This window comes from Tamlana carrageenivorans, assembly GCF_002893765.1.
Lineage (GTDB): Bacteria > Bacteroidota > Bacteroidia > Flavobacteriales > Flavobacteriaceae > Pseudotamlana > Pseudotamlana carrageenivorans.
Window position 1 is genome coordinate 2,791,916 of sequence record NZ_CP025938.1, and the last position, 18,509, is coordinate 2,810,424.

The 18,509-nt window shown below is 35.0% G+C and carries 10 protein-coding genes and 2 tRNA genes; 8 read left to right on the forward strand and 4 right to left on the reverse strand.

Annotated features, from left to right (window positions below; genetic code table 11):
- Window positions 1–26: 26 nt before the first annotated feature.
- Window positions 27–2,579: an ATP-dependent Clp protease ATP-binding subunit gene (locus C1A40_RS12370; RefSeq protein ID WP_102996157.1), complete on the reverse strand. Its 2,553-nt coding sequence runs from the start codon at window positions 2,577–2,579 to the stop codon at window positions 27–29.
- A 260-nt stretch (window positions 2,580–2,839) separates the two neighbouring features.
- Between C1A40_RS12370 and gyrA the strand changes: the two genes are divergently transcribed.
- Both gyrA and C1A40_RS12380 read left to right on the forward strand, forming a co-directional pair.
- The gene (gene gyrA, locus C1A40_RS12375; RefSeq protein WP_102996158.1) at window positions 2,840–5,383 is read left to right on the forward strand and encodes a DNA gyrase subunit A; all 2,544 of its coding nucleotides are present in this window, start codon (window positions 2,840–2,842) and stop codon (window positions 5,381–5,383) included.
- A 38-nt stretch (window positions 5,384–5,421) separates the two neighbouring features.
- A complete protein-coding gene (locus C1A40_RS12380) occupies window positions 5,422–6,675 on the forward strand; it encodes a tetratricopeptide repeat protein (protein WP_102996159.1) in 1,254 nt (417 codons plus the stop codon).
- A 53-nt stretch (window positions 6,676–6,728) separates the two neighbouring features.
- Here C1A40_RS12380 and C1A40_RS12385 read toward each other — a convergent pair whose 3' ends face one another.
- Both C1A40_RS12385 and C1A40_RS12390 read right to left on the reverse strand, forming a co-directional pair.
- Complete coding sequence (locus C1A40_RS12385) at window positions 6,729–7,478, reverse strand: C40 family peptidase (protein ID WP_102996160.1); 750 nt, start codon at window positions 7,476–7,478, stop codon at window positions 6,729–6,731.
- Window positions 7,479–7,487: 9 nt separating this feature from the next.
- A complete protein-coding gene (locus C1A40_RS12390; protein ID WP_102996161.1) occupies window positions 7,488–8,666 on the reverse strand; it encodes an acetyl-CoA C-acyltransferase in 1,179 nt (392 codons plus the stop codon).
- 207 nt (window positions 8,667–8,873) lie between these two features.
- Here C1A40_RS12390 and C1A40_RS12395 point away from each other — a divergent pair, with 207 nt between their 5' ends.
- From C1A40_RS12395 to C1A40_RS12405, 3 genes are all read left to right on the forward strand, one after another.
- Entirely contained in the window at window positions 8,874–10,928 is a 2,055-nt protein-coding gene (locus C1A40_RS12395; protein ID WP_102996162.1) for an HD family phosphohydrolase, read from the forward strand.
- Between the two features lie 93 nt (window positions 10,929–11,021).
- A tRNA-Ser gene (locus tag C1A40_RS12400) sits at window positions 11,022–11,105 on the forward strand.
- Between the two features lie 25 nt (window positions 11,106–11,130).
- Window positions 11,131–11,205, forward strand: a tRNA-Pro gene (locus tag C1A40_RS12405).
- Between the two features lie 178 nt (window positions 11,206–11,383).
- Here C1A40_RS12405 and C1A40_RS12410 read toward each other — a convergent pair.
- Window positions 11,384–12,994, reverse strand: coding sequence for a tetratricopeptide repeat protein (locus C1A40_RS12410; protein ID WP_102996163.1), 1,611 nt, complete (start codon window positions 12,992–12,994; stop codon window positions 11,384–11,386).
- 1,145 nt (window positions 12,995–14,139) lie between these two features.
- Between C1A40_RS12410 and C1A40_RS12415 the strand changes: the two genes are divergently transcribed.
- From C1A40_RS12415 to C1A40_RS12425, 3 genes are read left to right on the forward strand one after another with little or no spacing between them, the layout of a single operon-like run.
- Window positions 14,140–16,677, forward strand: coding sequence for a glycoside hydrolase family 2 TIM barrel-domain containing protein (locus tag C1A40_RS12415; protein WP_102996164.1), 2,538 nt, complete (start codon window positions 14,140–14,142; stop codon window positions 16,675–16,677).
- Window positions 16,678–16,692: 15 nt separating this feature from the next.
- Window positions 16,693–17,709 (forward strand): zinc-dependent alcohol dehydrogenase, encoded by a 1,017-nt coding sequence (locus C1A40_RS12420; RefSeq protein ID WP_102996165.1) that lies wholly within the window; start codon window positions 16,693–16,695, stop codon window positions 17,707–17,709.
- A gap of 26 nt (window positions 17,710–17,735) precedes the next feature.
- Window positions 17,736–18,500 carry an SDR family NAD(P)-dependent oxidoreductase gene (locus C1A40_RS12425; RefSeq protein ID WP_199287779.1) on the forward strand — a complete coding sequence of 255 codons (765 nt, stop codon included), beginning with the start codon at window positions 17,736–17,738 and terminating at the stop codon, window positions 18,498–18,500.
- The last annotated feature ends 9 nt before the right edge of the window (window positions 18,501–18,509 follow it).

An 18,509-nucleotide genomic window follows, 5' to 3' on the forward strand; every position in this document is an offset into this window, starting at 1 on the left:
TTTTATGTATTTATAAATATTGATTACTAAGATTCAGCTGGTTTTTCAGCCTTTTCTATAGAGATTTTTAATTCATCGGTAGCGGAATCTAAATCAATTTTAATTTTGTCACCTTCCTGTAGTTGAGAGGTAACAATCTCTTCAGCTAAAGCATCTTCAACGTGTTTTTGGATGGCTCTTTTAAGTGGTCTTGCACCATATTGCTTATCAAATCCTTTTTCAGCAATAAAATCTTTTGCCGCTTCCGAAAGTGTTAAATGGTAACCAAGGCCTTCAATTCTTATTAAAAGCTTTTCTAATTCAATATCGATAATCTTATTGATGTCTTCCTTTTCAAGCGGATTGAACACAACAACATCATCAATTCTATTTAAAAATTCTGGTGCAAATGACTTTTTAAGTGCATTTTCAATCACACTTCTGGCGTTCGCGTCTTCTTGAGCTTTTTGTGAAGCGGTACCAAAACCGATGCCTGTGCCAAAATCTTTTAATTTTCGAGCCCCAATATTGGAAGTCATAATGATAATGGTATTTCTAAAATCAATTTTTCTTCCTAAGCTATCCGTTAAATACCCATCATCAAGTACTTGTAAAAGCATATTAAATACATCTGGATGTGCTTTTTCAATTTCATCTAACAGAATTACAGCATAAGGCTTACGTCTTACTTTTTCTGTTAATTGACCGCCTTCTTCGTAACCAACGTATCCTGGAGGAGCTCCAATTAAACGTGAAATTGCAAATTTCTCCATGTATTCACTCATGTCGATTCTAACTAAAGAATCTTCACTATCAAATAACTCACGAGATAAAATTTTAGCAAGTTGGGTTTTACCAACACCAGTCTGACCTAAAAAGATGAATGATCCAATCGGTTTGTTAGGGTCTTTTAGGCCTGCTCGGTTACGCTGAATGGCTTTAACAACTTTCGCTACGGCTTCGTCTTGACCAATAACCTTTCCTTTAATATGATTAGGTAATTCGGCTAATTTGTTAATTTCTTTTTGAGCTATACGATTAACAGGTACGCCAGTCATCATAGACACCACATCTGCCACATTGTCTTCTGTTACAATTTCACGGTGTTGTTTGGTTTCTTCTTCCCATTTTTCTTGAGCCATTACCAGTTCTTTCTCGATGCGTTTTTCGTCATCTCTAAGTTTAGCTGCCTCTTCGTATTTTTGTTTTCTTACAACGGCATTTTTGGATTCTTTAATATCCTCAAGTTGCTTTTCAAGCTCAATGATTTGTTTTGGCACATCGATGTTGGTAATGTGAACACGAGACCCTGCTTCATCAAGAGCATCAATAGCTTTGTCTGGCAGAAACCTTTCCGACATATACCTATTGGTTAACTTTACACAAGCTTCAATAGCTTCAGGTGTATAGTTAACATTGTGATGTTCTTCGTATTTTCCTTTAATGTTATTAAGGATTTCTATAGTTTCATCAACTGTAGTTGGTTCTACAATAACCTTTTGGAAACGACGCTCTAGGGCACCATCTTTTTCGATGTATTGTCTGTATTCATCTAAAGTTGTGGCACCAATACATTGAATTTCACCTCTGGCGAGTGCTGGTTTAAACATGTTTGATGCGTCTAAACTACCTGTAGCACCTCCAGCTCCAACAATGGTATGAATCTCGTCGATAAATAAAATGACATCATCGTTTTTTTCAAGCTCGTTCATCACGGCTTTCATGCGCTCTTCAAATTGTCCGCGGTATTTTGTACCCGCAACTAAACTCGCCAAATCTAAAGTCACCACCCGTTTATTAAAAAGAATTCGAGAGACTTTACGTTTAATAATTCTTAGAGCCAAACCTTCGGCAATGGCAGATTTACCTACGCCAGGTTCTCCAATGAGTAGTGGGTTGTTTTTCTTTCTTCTACTTAAAACTTGTGAAACGCGCTCTATTTCTTTTTCTCTACCAACTACAGGGTCAAGTTTACCTTCTTCGGCAAGTGCGGTTAAATCACGTCCAAAATTGTCTAAAACAGGGGTTTTAGATTTTTTATTGGCTTTGTTCCCTGTGGGGCTGTTAAAAATGTTGTCTTTATTTGAGCCGTCATCTGTTTGTGCATCATCATCTTGAAACTCGGCTTTAGGGTCTATATAGTCGTCGTTATCGTTTGTAATCATAAGTTTAAATTGTTCTTTAACATTGTCATAGTCAACTTTAAGCTTATTTAAAAGCTTGGTTGTTGGGTCATTCTCATTCCTCAGGATACAAAGCAGTAAATGCGCTGTATTAATTGAGGTACTCTGAAATAACTTAGCTTCTAAAAATGTAGTTTTTAAAGCACGTTCTGCTTGCCTTGTAAGGTGTAAGTTCTTTTTTTGATTTGAAGCTACATTTATATTGGGGTTTGCAGGACTCAGTATTTCAACCTTTCTTCTTAAATGATTTAAATCAATATCTAAAGCATTTAAGATGTTTATCGCTTTTCCGTTTCCATCGCGCAATAGACCAAGCATCAAGTGTTCTGTGCCAATAAAATCATGGCCTAAACGCAGGGCTTCCTCTTTGCTGTAAGCAATCACATCCTTTACTCTTGGGGAAAAATTATCATCCATATATCTTATCCTTTCTGCATTAAAAATAATAAAACATTTTACCAAAGACAAAAACTATACCTGTTTTTGCGGGTAAAGCGCTAATTGACGAAAAAAACTTTATAAAATCAAAATTTTAGCGCTTATAACTTATTAATATTATAGTCGTATTAATTGTTAATAAATAACATTAAAAAACACGCCTGTTTGTCCTGCTATGACTGATGAAAGTCTTATATTAGCATGTTTTGAAAAAGACATAAAATTAAATAAGAATATTTATGGCAGAAGGAGAGAAATTGATCCCTATTAATATTGAGGATGAGATGAAATCGGCCTACATCGATTATTCGATGTCAGTCATTGTGTCTCGTGCTTTACCAGATGTAAGAGATGGTTTAAAACCAGTTCATAGACGTGTACTTTACGGTATGCACGAACTGGGAGTTAGAGCAAATTCAGCACATAAAAAATCCGCAAGAATAGTTGGAGAAGTTTTAGGTAAGTATCACCCACACGGTGATTCATCAGTGTACGATGCAATGGTGCGTATGGCTCAAGAATGGAGTTTGCGTTATATGCTTGTAGACGGACAAGGGAATTTTGGTTCTATTGATGGCGATAGTCCTGCAGCGATGCGTTATACGGAAGCTCGTATGCGTAAGATTTCAGAAGAAATGTTGGCAGATATTGAAAAGGAAACCGTAGATCACATGTTGAATTTTGATGATACGCTTCAAGAACCAACAGTTTTACCTACAAGAATCCCAGGTCTTTTAGTAAATGGTGCATCAGGAATTGCTGTTGGTATGGCAACGAATATGCCACCGCACAATTTAACGGAAGTCGTTAACGGAACCATTGCCTATATTGAAAATAACGATATTGAAATTGAAGAACTCATTCAGCACGTTAAAGCACCAGACTTCCCTACAGGAGGAACAATCTATGGTTACGACGGTGTTAAAGAGGCTTTTTTAACTGGAAGAGGACGTATTGTTATACGTGCTAAAGCCAATATTGAAGAGGTTAACGGTCGCGAGTGTATCATTGTTGAGGAGATTCCTTACCAAGTGAATAAAGCAGATATGATTAAGAAAACTGCTGACTTGGTAAATGAGAAAAAACTTGAAGGCATCGCCACCATTAGAGATGAGTCTGATAGAAATGGAATGCGCATTGTTTACGTGTTAAAGCGTGATGCTATTCCAAATATCGTGTTAAATAAATTGTTTAAGTATACGGCGCTACAGTCTTCATTTAGTGTGAATAATATTGCACTTGTAAACGGAAGACCGCAGCTATTAAACTTAAAAGAGCTTATTCACTATTTCGTAGAGCACAGGCATGAAGTTGTTGTAAGAAGAACAACTTATGAATTACGCAAAGCGGAAGAACGCGCTCATATTTTAGAAGGATTAATTATTGCTTCAGATAATATTGATGAAGTGATTAAAATCATTAGAGCGTCATCAAATGCCGATGAAGCCCGTACCAACTTAATTGAACGTTTTAAACTTTCTGAAATTCAAGCAAAGGCCATTGTAGAAATGCGTCTGCGTCAATTAACAGGACTGGAGCAAGATAAATTACGTGCCGAATACGAGGAGATCATGATAACGATTGAAGACCTTAAAGATATTTTAGCTAATAAAGAGCGAAGAATGAATATCATTAAGGAAGAGTTAGAAGTGATTAAAGATAAGTATGGTGATGAGCGTCGTTCAACTATCGAATATGCTGGAGGTGATTTAAGTATTGAAGACATGATTCCAGATGAGCAGGTTGTGATAACTATTTCTCATGCGGGTTATGTTAAAAGAACGTCACTTTCGGAATATAAAACTCAAAACCGTGGAGGTGTGGGGCAAAAAGCTTCAACCACACGTAATGAGGATTTCTTAGAACATTTATTTGTGGGCACTAACCACCAATATATGTTATTCTTTACACAAAAAGGAAAATGTTTCTGGATGCGTGTTTACGAAATTCCAGAAGGTAGTAAAACATCTAAAGGTAGAGCGATTCAAAACCTGATTAATATTGAGCAAGATGATAAGGTTATGGCCTTTATCTGTACTCAAGATTTAAAGGATGAAGCCTATATCAATAGTCATTATGTGATTATGGCTACTAAAAATGGTCAGGTTAAAAAGACCTCTTTAGAGCAGTATTCACGTCCGAGAACAAACGGTATTAATGCCATCACTATAAAGGATAACGATGAATTATTAGAAGCTAAGTTAACCACTGGTAACAGTCAGGTTATGCTAGCTCTAAAATCAGGGAAAGCTATTCGTTTTGAAGAGGCTAAAACACGTCCTATGGGTCGTGGTGCTTCTGGTGTTCGTGGTATTACTTTAGCTCATGATAAAGATGAGGTTATCGGCATGGTCACTATTGAGAACTCTCAAGAAGAATCGGTATTGGTAGTTTCTGAAAACGGATACGGTAAGCGTACTTACATTGATGATCCGGAAGATGGAGAACCAGTATACAGAATCACCAACCGTGGTGGAAAAGGGGTTAAAACCATTTCTATCACCGAAAAAACAGGCGATTTAGTAGCTATTAAAAGTGTGACGGATAATGATGATTTAATGATTATCAATAAGTCGGGCATTGCCATAAGAATGGTTGTTGCTAACTTAAGAGTCATGGGAAGAGCTACTCAAGGTGTGAAATTAATTAACCTTAAAGGTAACGATTCTATTGCAGCTGTTGCTAAAGTGGTTCATGAAGAAGAAGATGTTGAAGTGGATGGGGTAGAAGCTCCTGAAAATACGAACTCTAATGAAGATGAAGGGAATCTTGACAATAATTAAATTGTAAATAAATAGAATTAAATTAAATATATTACAAAATGAAGAAACAAGGTATTATAGCTTTGGCGATTTCGATTAGTGCTTTTTCTTTCGCACAAAAGAAGGAATTGAAAACAGCTGAAAAAGCTATTAAATCAAGTAATTATTCTGAGGCTAAGACGGCTTTAGGACAAGCAGAATCTTTAATGTCTGCTATGGATGATAAACTTAAAGCTAAATATTATTATTTAAATGCAGAGGCACTTTATGCAAATGGTAAAGGTTCTATGAAGGACATCGATTCTGCTATTGAAAGTTTATCTAAAGTTGAAGGTAGCTATGTTAAGGAATCTGATGACTTGAAACAGAAAATGGTGAATAGCTTACTTAAAACTGGTAACACAGCTTATGAAGGTAAAGATTATTCAAAAGCCTCTAAATATTTCGAAAAAACATACAGGTTGAGCACTAAAGATACCGTATATCTTTATTATGCAGCAACCATGTCTGTAAGTGTTCCTGAATATGATAGAGCCTTAGTTTTATATGAAGAGCTAAAGGATTTAGGATATACAGGTATTGCTAAAGAATATTATGCCACTAATGTGGAATCTGGTAAAGAGGAAATTTTAGATAAAACAACTAGAGACTTATACGTAAAATCTAAAACGCATATTAAGCCAGGTGAGCGTACTACAGAATCGAAAAAGCCTGAAATAGTAAAAAACATTGCACTTATTTACGTAAGCAAAGGTGATAATGAAAAAGCTATTGCAGCTATGAAAGATGCTAGGGCGGAAAGCCCTAATGATGTAAATTTAATTTTATCTGAAGCTAACGTTCATTATAAAATGGGTAATACTGAAGAATTCAAGAAATTGTTGGAACAAGCGGTAGCCATGGATCCTAAAAATCCTGAATTACAGTACAATTTAGGTGTGATTGCCGCTGAAACTAATCACCCAGAAGAAGCTAGAAAATACTACCAAAAAGCTTTAGAATTAGATCCTAACTATATTAATGCCTACATCAATTTATCGGCGTTAATTTTAGCCGAAGAAAAGCCAATTATTGAAGAAATGAATGGTTTAGGGAGTTCTAAAAAAGATGATTTACGTTACGATGAATTAAGAGGAAAGCGTCAAAACTTATATAAAGACGCCGTTCCTTACCTATCTAAAGCATTAGAGATTGATCCTAATAACATCAATGCAGCTAAAACGTTAATGAACATCTACAGTATCCTTGGCGAAACACAAAAGTCTAAGGCTATGAAAGAAAAAGTTGAAGCTCTTGAAGCTGCAGGTATGTAAAGAAGACCTTATTAAATAGATTAAAAAAGCCGCTTTGAAAAAAGCGGCTTTTTTTATATGATTTTTTTAATAACTCGTAGTTTGTGAGTATGTGTATTCTTATCGACGTTATAAATGCCAGAATGATCTAAACGATCAATGCGCACTTTGCCATGAGCATGAATAATGTAGTTATTTTCCATGATGATGCCGACATGTATTATAGCGCCTTCACTGTTATCGAAAAAAGCCAAATCACCTGGTTCGCTTTCTTCAATAAAACTCAGCGCTTCACCTTGTGTAGCCTGTTGTGAGGCATCACGTAGTAATTTGTAACCATTTAGCTTGTAAATCATCTGTGTAAAACCGGAACAATCAATACCAAAAGGTGTTTTTCCTCCCCATAAATATGGTGTATTCAGGTAAAGAAACGCGGTTTTAATGATGTTAGATTTTTCAATTTGATGTTCAACAAAATTGCCATCGTAAAAATGGTTTAATAGTGTAAGACCGTTTAAGCTTGAGCCAATTGAAATGGGGAATATTTGCTGGTTTTCATCTTCAATAAACTCTACCAAATCGGTGGAAAGTTTAATAGGTTGTTGATTTAATGTCTTATAGTGATCTTCCGAAATTTCAAGATATTGTTTGTTGTCTATCCAACCCTCATATTTATCAAAAGCCAGTCTTATTTTACTCCATTTTTTGCGTTGTTCAATAATTTTAAAAATTTCACCATAAAGCACTTGCGAAACTAATTCGCTAGGGTCTGCAGGCTCATTTCGTAGAGGAACAATGCTTAAATTACAAATTCCGTATTGCATTAAATACCTTTAATTTCGTTCTATAACAATTGCCGATGCACCACCACCACCATTACAAATAGCTGCTGCACCAATTTTTGCATTATTCTGTTCTAATATGTTAAGTAGTGTAATGATGATTCTAACCCCAGAACACCCTAGTGGATGTCCTAACGATACGGCACCACCGTTTACATTTACATTTTTATCTGAAAGACCTAGCAATTTTATGTTGGCTAATCCAACAACCGAAAAAGCTTCGTTAAATTCGAAGAAATCGACGTCTTCAAGCGAAATGCCTGCTTTATCTAAAGCTTTAGGAAGGGCCTTTGCTGGAGCTGTAGTAAACCTTTCTGGCTCTTGTGCAGCATCGGCATACCCTTTTATAGTTGCTAATGGTTTTAAGCCTAAGGCATCTGCCTTAGTTTTACTCATTAAAATGACTGCGCCGGCGCCATCATTAATGGTGGAGGCATTAGCAGCGGTAACCGTTCCGTCTTTTGTAAAAGCCGGGCGGAGTTGAGGTATTTTTTCAAAATTCACATTAGAAAATTCCTCGTCTTTAGAAACAATAATCGGTTCTCCTCGTCGTTGAGGGACTTCAACAGGTACGACTTCATTATCAAATTTCCCTGTTTCCCAAGCCTCAGTTGATCGCTTATAAGATTGTAGCGCATAAGCATCTTGATCGGCACGACTAAATTTATGTGTAATAGCACAAGCATCAGCGCAAACACCCATAGCATTTTGATCGTAAGCATCCACTAAACCATCTTTTTGCATACCATCTACAAGTGTGGTAGGGCCAAATTTTGTCCCTGTTCTTGAATATAAATAATGAGGTATTAAACTCATATTTTCCATACCACCAGCGACAACAATTTTAGCATCACCAAGGGCGATGGATTGTGCGCCTTGCATCACTGCTTTCATTCCAGAAGCACAAACCTTATTTACGGTTGTACAAGGAACTGTGTTAGGAATACCTGCATATATGGCGGCTTGTCGTGCTGGAGCTTGACCAGCACCTGCTTGAATGACATGGCCCATGAAAACTTCATCAATCAATTCGGGTTTTAAATTAATTTTCTTTAAAGCTCCAGAAATAGCAACAGCCCCTAGTTTAGGAGCCGGAACACAGGACAAAGCCCCCATAAAACTCCCAATAGGGGTTCTGGCAGCAGAGACTATAACGACTTCGTGAATCATGAGTGGAAGTTTTAATTTAGTACTTGCGAAAATAACGAATTTTTGGTAGAATTTGGAGTGATTCAATTATTATAAAAAATGGTTGAAGTTCATAATTTTGTTACATTTGAAAAATAGAAAGGACATTAAAAAGTTAAACGTAATGTTTAACACCATGAATATATGGATGCTACAGCCTACATATAAAAGTGGATTCCATACGGCCATATGAAAGACTTCATTAATAGATTATATCGAAATCATTCTTTAATTTACAAAGGGTTATTATTTATTTTTACGACATTTTTAATTGTGCATTTATTTCCAAAAAGCGGAAAGTTTAAATACAATTTTGAAAAAGGAAAGCCTTGGCAGTCAGAGAATTTGTATGCGCCATTTGATTTTGCTATTCGAAAAACTGAAGCAGAAATCTCGGAAGAAAAAAGAATTATTAAGGAAAATTCTATTCTATATTTTGATTTAAACGACTCCATTGAGAAAAGCGTCATGGATTCATATTCACAGGCTTTTCAAACACATTTGTCCGATTCTTTAAATCATTTTCAGGCTCAAAAACTAAAAAAAGTAGGAGAGGATATTATTTCTGAACTCTATGAATATGGTGTTTTAGATGAAAATTATGATTTTGCCTATGATCAAAGTATAGCCATTTTAAATGGAAGAGAAAAAATACAAGATGGTTTTTATTCTAATTTAATTAGTCATAATGAAGTGACTCCCATTATTAATAAAGTACTTAATCAAAACGATTTATTGGAACATAAAACGGCGTTCGTTTCTTTATTTTTTGATTTAATTCAACCTAATTTAACCTTTAATAAAGGATTTACACAAAAAGTGCTTCAAGACGATTTGGATGGCATCGTTTACATTAGGGGGAGTGTGGTTAAAGGGACGCTAATAATTTCGAAAGGTGAGGTTATTGATGTTGAAAAGTATCAAATTTTAAAATCCTTACAATTAGAATATGAATCTCAAGTTTGGAATGAGGCCGATTATAATTGGGTATTGTTTGCCTATACCTTATTAGTGGCTTTGGCATTACTTATGTTGCTCTTGTTTTTAATGAAATACCGTTATGAAGTTTTTGAAAACAACACCAAAGTCACTTTTATATTTTTTAATATTTCTTTAATTATATTCATCACCACTTTAGTGGTTAATTATAATTCAAAATACATTTATATTGTTCCCATTTGTATTTTACCATTAATATTTAAAGCTTTTTTTGATGCCCGATTAGGTTTGTTTTCCCATGTACTCACAGTGCTTCTTATTGGTTTTATTGTTCCGAATAGCTACGAATATATGTTTCTTCAAATTATAGCAGGTATTGTTACGATTTTAACGGTTTCTGAGCTTTATAAGAGAGCAAATTTATTTATATCGGTAGGACAGATCACATTGATTTATATCATAGCCTATTTTGCATTTTTCGTGATTCATGAAGGCAGTGTAGAGGATTTGAAATGGGAAACCTTCATTTGGTTTATTTTATGCGGATTAGCAACCTTGTTTGTTCAACCCCTAATTTATGCCTACGAAAAGTTATTTGGTTTGGTATCGGATGTGTCACTTTTGGAATTGTCGGATACCAATTCAAAACTTCTTAAAGAATTAGCCAATCAAGCACCAGGTACTTTTCATCATTCGTTAAATGTGGCTAATCTGGCAGAATCATCAGCCAACGAAATTGGTGCCAATGCGATGTTGGTAAGGGTGGGAGCACTTTATCATGATATTGGTAAAATGAAACATCCTACGTATTACACCGAAAATCAGGCTACAGGTATAAATCCTCATGACGAATTATCTTCTAAAGAAAGTGCAAGGATTATTATCAATCATGTTATAAACGGCATAGAAATAGCAAAAAAACATAACCTGCCCGATCGTGTTATCGACTTCATTCGAACGCACCACGGTACCAGTGTGGTGTATTATTTTTATATGCAGGAGAAAAAAGCTTATCCAGATATAGAGATTGATAAAGCAGAATTTAGTTACCCTGGCCCCAAACCCTTTAGCAAGGAAACCGCTATTTTAATGATGTGCGATAGTATTGAGGCCGCTTCTAAAAGTTTAAAAGAGCCTACTTCTACTAAAATTGAAGCATTCGTTGAAAATATCATAAATAAGCAAATCGAGGAGGGGCAATTTTTAAATGCGAACATTACTTTTAAAGAAATAGAATCGATTAAAAAAGTGCTAAAACACAAGCTTGCAAACATTTACCATTTGCGAATAGAATACCCAGAATAAAAAAAGAAAAAAAGCTTAAAAAAAGTTGTGTTATACGCTTCTTTAGTATATTTTTGCAACCGCAAATTTATTGCAAGTTCTTATTAAAATTTAGGAGAGGTGCCAGAGTGGTAATGGAGCAGATTGCTAATCTGTCAACGCGTAAGTGTTGCCCGGGTTCGAGTCCCGGTCTCTCCGCAAATTTTTTATGATAACCATTATTCGGGGTGTAGCGTAGCCCGGTTATCGCGCCGCGTTTGGGACGCGGAGGTCGCAGGTTCGAATCCTGCCACCCCGACAAAAATCAATTCTAAATTGAATCAAAACCTTGTAAATCATATGATTTACAAGGTTTTTTTTGTTTCGAAAGGTTTTATTCTGGAATTTTCAGTTTGTGAAGTTTCAAGGATCAATATTAAAAGCTAGGCACTAGTCGTAAATTCTAGGTGAATCCAATAAACTTTGTTAATGCAGATTTAAAATTCATTAATAAAATCGGATAAATTATCATTGCGTTCTAAGCCTAATTTTTTTCTTAGTCTGTAACGTGATGTGTGGACGCTTTCTACACTTATTCCTAAAATGGATGCCATTTCTTTACTTGAGAAATTCAGCTTAATTAAAGCGCATAACTTTTGATCGGTCTGACTTAGTTTAGGGAATTTTTCAATGATGTTGGCATAAAAGCTTTGGTTTATATTTGTAAACCTAGCTTCAAATTCCTTCCAGTTACTAGCCGTATTACCTTGAATGCTTTTTACCATACGTTTTATAACCGTGGTATCAATTTGGTTATTCTGTTTGGATAATTTAGAGTTTATGGACTCTAAAAACTCATCCTTTTCAATAAGTTGTAAAGCTGAAGACGCCAATTGCTTGTTTTTTAACTCTAGAATATCATTTTGTCTTTTACGCTCGATTTCTTGTTGCTTTTTGATGTATTGTTTTTCCGATTGATGCTTTATTCTTAAGTTTCTTACGAAAAGTACGGCAAACATCGAAATGAATAATACAACAACTACTAAAAGAATTGTTTTTAGTAACCAGATTTTGTCTTCATGCTCTAATTCAGCTAGGCGTTTTTCTTTTAATAAGACGTCTTGTTTTTGTTTTTCAACCCTAAAATCATCTTTAATCTCTAATAAGTGCTGGTTGTTTTTACTACGACCACCAAAAATATTGTTGTTTAACTCATTGGCATGTAGAAGCGCTTGGTAGGCTTCTTTGTATTTATGATTTGCTTGATATAATTCCGATAAAGATTGGTAGTTTCTTGGGGCATAATTACTATGAGTATGATATTTTTCACCGAGCTTTAGTGATTTTTTAAAATAACTTTCGCTCAATTCAAAATCATTTAAATCGCGATACACTTCACCAAATAAATAGTAAATTATGGTAAGGTAGGAGGGGTCAACTCTTTTGAAATAGGCCTCAGATTCTTTCAACATATCAATACCTTCCTTACAGCTACCTTCTTTACACATAATGTATCCAAGCTCGGAAGTAGCAAAATATGGCGGGTTATCGGTTAATTTGCTATGGTATACGTTACTACTATCTAGATATTTTCTTGCCAGATCAAATTCCTCATTATTTCTGTAGAAAACAGCAATAGAAAAATAATCGCTTCTTAAATTTGTATTGTAATCTACCGGATCGAGTCGTAATGTTTTATCAATAGCAATAGATTTGTTGAAGTACTTTAAAGCCTCGTCATCTCTTTTATAATAGCTATAAAGCCAGCCTAGTTGGTTGTAGATACTTGCTATAGATACGGAATCTTTAGATTTGTCGGCCAAAAGAAGGGCATTCCAGTACCCATCATAAGATTTTCCGTAGTTAACGTTGTGGGCATATAAAAAGGATAAATCTTTTAAACTGTTTATGGCTGCTAAGGTGTCTTTCTCCTTCAGTTGAAAATCTATACTTTTTTGAAAATAAACAGCAGCGCTATCTGGTTTCTCGTATTTTAACCTGTCTGCTTTTTGGTAAAACGAATCGCGTTCAGCTGGGGTTTGACTGAACAAATTCTGAACTTGTAAAAGCGTTAAAATAGATAGTAGGAAAAATTTTAAGGGCTTCATAATGTTTGGTTGTTATTTTTTTTTAGTCGTTTAGTTTGTTATCAGTTGGTCAATCTGTTTTTTCAAATGTAAATAAAAAAATCAGTGGTTTTTTAGGTTTTAAATCTGTGTTTAAGATGTTTTTGTCTAGTATGTTTTTAGATTTATTGTAAAAAAATGTGCTATGTGCGAGTTTAAAATCCTGTAAATTAATTAATTGTGTATGATGTGTGTTTTGTATTTGTCGTGTATAAATCAGTTGTATAATAGTGTTATGTTCAGTTGTTGTCTAGTGTTAAATTCTTTAAATATCCTGGATAAAATAAGATATTAATAATTATATCTTGTATTAGTGATTAAATTCATATTTGATTTGGTTGTTAAATAGCAATAAAATTGGTTTGGTTTTGATGCTTTTAGAAGTGTTTTTTCTAATATGTTCAGTGCGATTTTTAAAATTTGTTAAAGTTTATTGCTCACTATTAACTTTATGTTTTTTCGGAAGCTATCAACACAAGCGTATAATGTTTCTTATTTTTTCTTCTTCTATTTCTTAACAAAAGAATTGTTGTGTGTACTTTCAATTGGTGTTAATTGGTTTTTTATATTCTATGAATAGTGTCTTTTTGTTTTGATTTAAGGTTCATAAAAGCCTTGTCTAGTGACTTGAAACATTTTAAACAGGTGTTTCTAAAATGTACATCCTATATTATAGGGTTCTAAATTATTAACTGATGTGGTTTGTGTTTTCTTGAATCAGGAGAAGTTTTTATGTTATATCGTTTCATTAGTTATACCAAGATGGTAAATCGGCATATATTAAAAGTTATCTATTTTGGTTGTACATACAGCAAAAGGAGCCTGTTTTATTAGAAAGCCCAAGTTGTTTCTAGGGTAACTATAGAAGGAGTAATTAACTTATTTTGAAAAGAGCTGGGGAGTCTCTATTAAATGTAAAACCAAAATTTGGGAAGAGCATAAATGTTTGTTGATTAAGTTTGAACTAAGCTTATTATGTAGTAAAATCAGGCATTATTAATAGCTTGTTGAGTGTTTTTGTAGTTGAAAATCGAGGTATGGTAACTATTGTACAGTTCTAGTCTAGTGCTAATTCCCTGTTGATCTAATATTATAAACCATTTTTGTATTCTAATAATTTATTAAAAATGAAGAATCTATTTTGTGTTGTTTTTATTATTTGTATTCAATTTTTATCTCATTCTCAAAATACTAGTGAATTTGATAGGGAATTGGACTTTAATTTAAATTGGGACTTTTATTTAAGTGAATCCGATGAAGATTATAAGACTATAAACAAATCTAAATTCAAAAAAGTTAATTTGCCTCATGATTGGGTTGTTGAAAATGGTTTTGATGAAACTTTAGGCGATGATGCTAAAGCTACCGGTTTTATTCCAAGTGTAGGTTATGGCTATTATAAAAAGGAATTTAGTTTAAAAACAGAATCAGATGAATTAACCTATATTCTTTTTGATGGGGTTTATAATAATTCTGAGGTATATATAAATGGTCACAAATTAGGATTTCATCCTTATGGGTATTCACCTTTCTATTACAATTTAACACCGCATTTAAATACAAATGGTAAACCTAATACTATTATAGTAAAGTTAGATCATAGCCGCTTTGCCGATAGCCGTTGGTACACTGGAGCAGGAATTTACAGAAACGTTAAATTAGTTACTACTAATAAACTTCATATACCTATTTGGGGAACGTTTGTTACAACCCCTAATGTTTCTAAAGATTTGGCCAAGGTTCAAATAGATGTAAGTTTTAATAATGAATACAATTCAGATCAAAAAGTCTTTGTTACCACTAAGATTTTTGATGCTAACCAAAATGAAATCGCAAAAATAAGTTCTGAATTAGCTATTAAAGTGCAATCAAAAGCTGAAATCACTCAGGATTTAAATGTAAACCATCCACAACTTTGGGATGTTAACTCACCATATTTATACAAAGCTGTAACAACTATTAGTAAAAACAATAGGGTTATTGATGTGGTTGAAACCCCATTCGGAATCCGCACGATTAAGTTTGATACGAATAAAGGTTTCTTTTTAAATGGTGTCAATATGAAGATTAAAGGGGTGTGTTTGCATCATGATGGCGGACTCGTAGGAGCAGCAGTGCCAAAAGATGTTTGGGAAAGACGTCTTAAAATTCTTAAAGATGGTGGGGTAAATGCTATTCGAATTTCTCACAATCCAGCTTCAAACGAGTTTTTAGATTTGTGTGATGAAATGGGCTTTTTGGTGCAAGATGAATTTTTTGATGAATGGGATAACCCTAAAGATAAACGTTTAAACACCAACGAAAAAAGTGTCGATTACATTACTCGTGGTTATCAAGAACATTTTCAAGAATGGGCAAAGAAAGATTTAACGGCTATCATGTTAAGTCATCGTAATCACCCTTCAATCTTTCAATGGAGTATTGGAAATGAAATCGAGTGGACCTACCCAAGAAATGCCGATGCAACCGGGTTTTTTGGAAATATGAACTGGAACGGGAATTACTTTTGGGATAAGCCGCCATATTCTCCAGAAAAAATTAAAGAACAGCTAGAAACCCTGCCAAGAGGTAAATACGATATTGGTGAAACGGCTCAAAAGTTATCACGCTGGACAAAAGCTTTAGATACGACACGTCCTGTTACAGCAAATTTAATTTTACCATCGGTAAGTCATTTATCAGGTTACACCGATGCCTTAGATGTAGTTGGGTATAGTTACCGACGTATTTTATATGATTACGGACACAAAAACTACCCGGATAAACCAATTATGGGAACCGAAAATTTAGCGCAGTACCACGAATGGAAATCCATTATGGAGCGTCCGTTTATTTCTGGAACTTTTCTTTGGACAGGTATTGATTATATGGGTGAAATTAGATCGCCTTGGCCAATACGAGTACAACCTTCAGGCTTGTTAACAACCGCTGGTTTTCCAAAAGGGTCTTACTATATGATGCAATCCTTATGGACCGAGAAGCCAATGATTCATATTGCGACGCAAAACATTGAAAAGTCATTAAACAAAATTGATGACAACGGTAACATCGTGGCTAAAAACCCTAATAAATGGAAAAATGCCCTTTGGGAATGGCAAGATGTAAATGACTATTGGAATTATGCTAAAGGAGAAATGATTTCGGTTGAAATGTACTCAAATTGCGATGAAATTGAATTGTTTTTAAATGGTAAATCTCTAGGTGAAAAATATTTAAAAGATTTCGAAGATCATATCTATAAGTGGGGTGTGCCTTTTACGGAAGGAACTTTACTGGCTAAAGGATCTAAAGATGGTGTTGTAACCGAAGCGAAGATTGTTACGGCCACGAAATCTTCCGAAATCGAGTTAATAGCTGATGACTTAACACTTGATGCAGATCATTACGATGTATCAAATATCGTGTTGCAATTGGAAGATAAACACGGAAACCCTGTTGCTACAGACGATCGTGAAATTCATTTTGAAATTTCTGGACCTGCCAAATTATTAGGTGTCGATAACGGTTGGAAAAAGAGTGTACAACCTTTTCAGTCTAACATAAACACCACACATAATGGTAAAACCTTAGTAGTTATTCAGGCTACAGGAACACCAGGAACCATTCATGTGAAGGCTAAAGGTCGCGGATTAAAAACGGAAACGATTTCAATAAAAAGTAAATAAAAAATTTAAAAAGATATGAAAGCAACACGTTACGAAGGAGATAAAACCTTCAAAGTAATTGAAAAAGAAATGGCAGATCCAGCTGCTGGCGAAGTTAGAATTAAAGTCGCTTATGTTGGTGTTTGCGGAACCGATGTTCATATTTACCATGGTATGATGGACAAACGTGTAAACATTCCTGTAACCATCGGACATGAAATGTCTGGGGTTATTGATGCCGTTGGCGATGGTGTTTCAGATTATGCCGTTGGCGATAAAGTTGTAGTTCGTCCGTTGGATGATAGAAAGGTAAAATCTTCCGATAAAGGTTTCAATCACATTTGTGAGGAATTAAAATTTATTGGTATCGATAGTGAAGGAGCGATGCAACAATATTGGAACGTACCTACATTCACATTACATAAATTGAAAGAAACAACCAATTTAAAATTGGCTGCTTTAATTGAGCCTTTATCGGTTGCTACACACGATGTACGTAGAAGTGGTTTGGTAAAAGGTGAAACTGCTGTAGTTTTAGGCGGTGGTCCAATAGGTTTATTAGTGGCTATGGTGGCTAAAGAAGTTGGTGCACAAGTGATTATTTCTGAAGTGAATCCGAAGCGTATTGAAAAAGCAAAAGCTCTTGGTTTTGATGCTGTGAGTCCGATGGAAGTCGATTTAGTGGAATACGTAAAAAGTAAAACAGAAAACCGTAGAGCCGATGTGGTTTTTGAAGTAGCTGGCGTACAACCAGCATTAGATATTATGTGTGAAGTTGCTGGAATTCGCGGTCGTATCGTGATGGTAGCTATTCACGGAGAGAAAAAACCAGTAGATTTATTTAAATTTTTCTGGAAGGAACTAAGCTTAATTGGGGCTCGTGTTTATGAGAAGGAAGATTACGAAAAATCTATCGAACTTATCACAGCAAACGAATTACCGTTTGAAGAGATGATTACCGATGTACAGCCTTTAAGTAATATTCAACAAGTTTTCGAAAACATAGACAGCAATCCTGATGGCTTAAAAGTATTAATGGATTGTCAGTTATAAATTCTAAAAAATAAATAAAAATGAGCATTTTAAATACATTCAGTTTAGAAGGAAAAACAGCTTTAGTTACAGGTTGTAAAAGAGGAATTGGTAAAGCTATGGCTATTGGTTTGGCCGAAGCTGGTGCAAATATTATTGGTGTTTCGGCATCTTTAGAATTATCGGGAAGCGATGTGGCTAAAGAAGTGGAAGCTAGAGGAAAAAAATTCTCGGCATACCAATGTGATTTTTCAGATAGAAAATCGCTTTATAAGTTCATTGAAGCTGCTAAGGCCGACCATCCACAAATTGACATTTTAGTAAACAATGCAGGAACTATTTTAAGAACGCCTGCTGCAGAACATCCTGATGAGATGTGGGATAAAGTGATTGAGGTAAATCAAAATGCACAATTCATTTTAACTCGTGAAATCGGAAAAGAAATGGTAGCAAGAGGCGCTGGGAAAATCATTTTCACAGCTTCATTATTAACCTTTCAAGGTGGTATTACGGTGCCAGGTTATGCGGCTAGTAAAGGTGCCATTGGTCAGTTAACCATGGCTTTTGCTAACGAATGGGCAGGAAAAGGTGTGAATGTAAACGCCATTGCTCCAGGATACATCGCTACAGATAACACAGAAGCTTTAAGAAACGATCCTGTTAGAGCAGAATCTATTTTATCACGTATTCCAGCAGGACGTTGGGGGAAACCAGAAGATTTTGCTGGCCCAACCGTATTCCTAGCTTCAGAAGCGGCTAGCTACATGAACGGTTCTATCGTATTGGTAGACGGTGGTTGGATGGGACGTTAATCTGTTCCC

Coding starts and splice junctions, on each gene's coding strand:
- C1A40_RS12370 (WP_102996157.1), bottom strand. CDS start 2,579: ATGGATGATAATTTTTCCCCAAGAGTAAAGGATGTGATTGCTTACAGC.
- gyrA (WP_102996158.1), top strand. CDS start 2,840: ATGGCAGAAGGAGAGAAATTGATCCCTATTAATATTGAGGATGAGATG.
- C1A40_RS12380 (WP_102996159.1), top strand. CDS start 5,422: ATGAAGAAACAAGGTATTATAGCTTTGGCGATTTCGATTAGTGCTTTT.
- C1A40_RS12385 (WP_102996160.1), bottom strand. CDS start 7,478: ATGCAATACGGAATTTGTAATTTAAGCATTGTTCCTCTACGAAATGAG.
- C1A40_RS12390 (WP_102996161.1), bottom strand. CDS start 8,666: ATGATTCACGAAGTCGTTATAGTCTCTGCTGCCAGAACCCCTATTGGG.
- C1A40_RS12395 (WP_102996162.1), top strand. CDS start 8,874: ATGAAAGACTTCATTAATAGATTATATCGAAATCATTCTTTAATTTAC.
- C1A40_RS12410 (WP_102996163.1), bottom strand. CDS start 12,994: ATGAAGCCCTTAAAATTTTTCCTACTATCTATTTTAACGCTTTTACAA.
- C1A40_RS12415 (WP_102996164.1), top strand. CDS start 14,140: ATGAAGAATCTATTTTGTGTTGTTTTTATTATTTGTATTCAATTTTTA.
- C1A40_RS12420 (WP_102996165.1), top strand. CDS start 16,693: ATGAAAGCAACACGTTACGAAGGAGATAAAACCTTCAAAGTAATTGAA.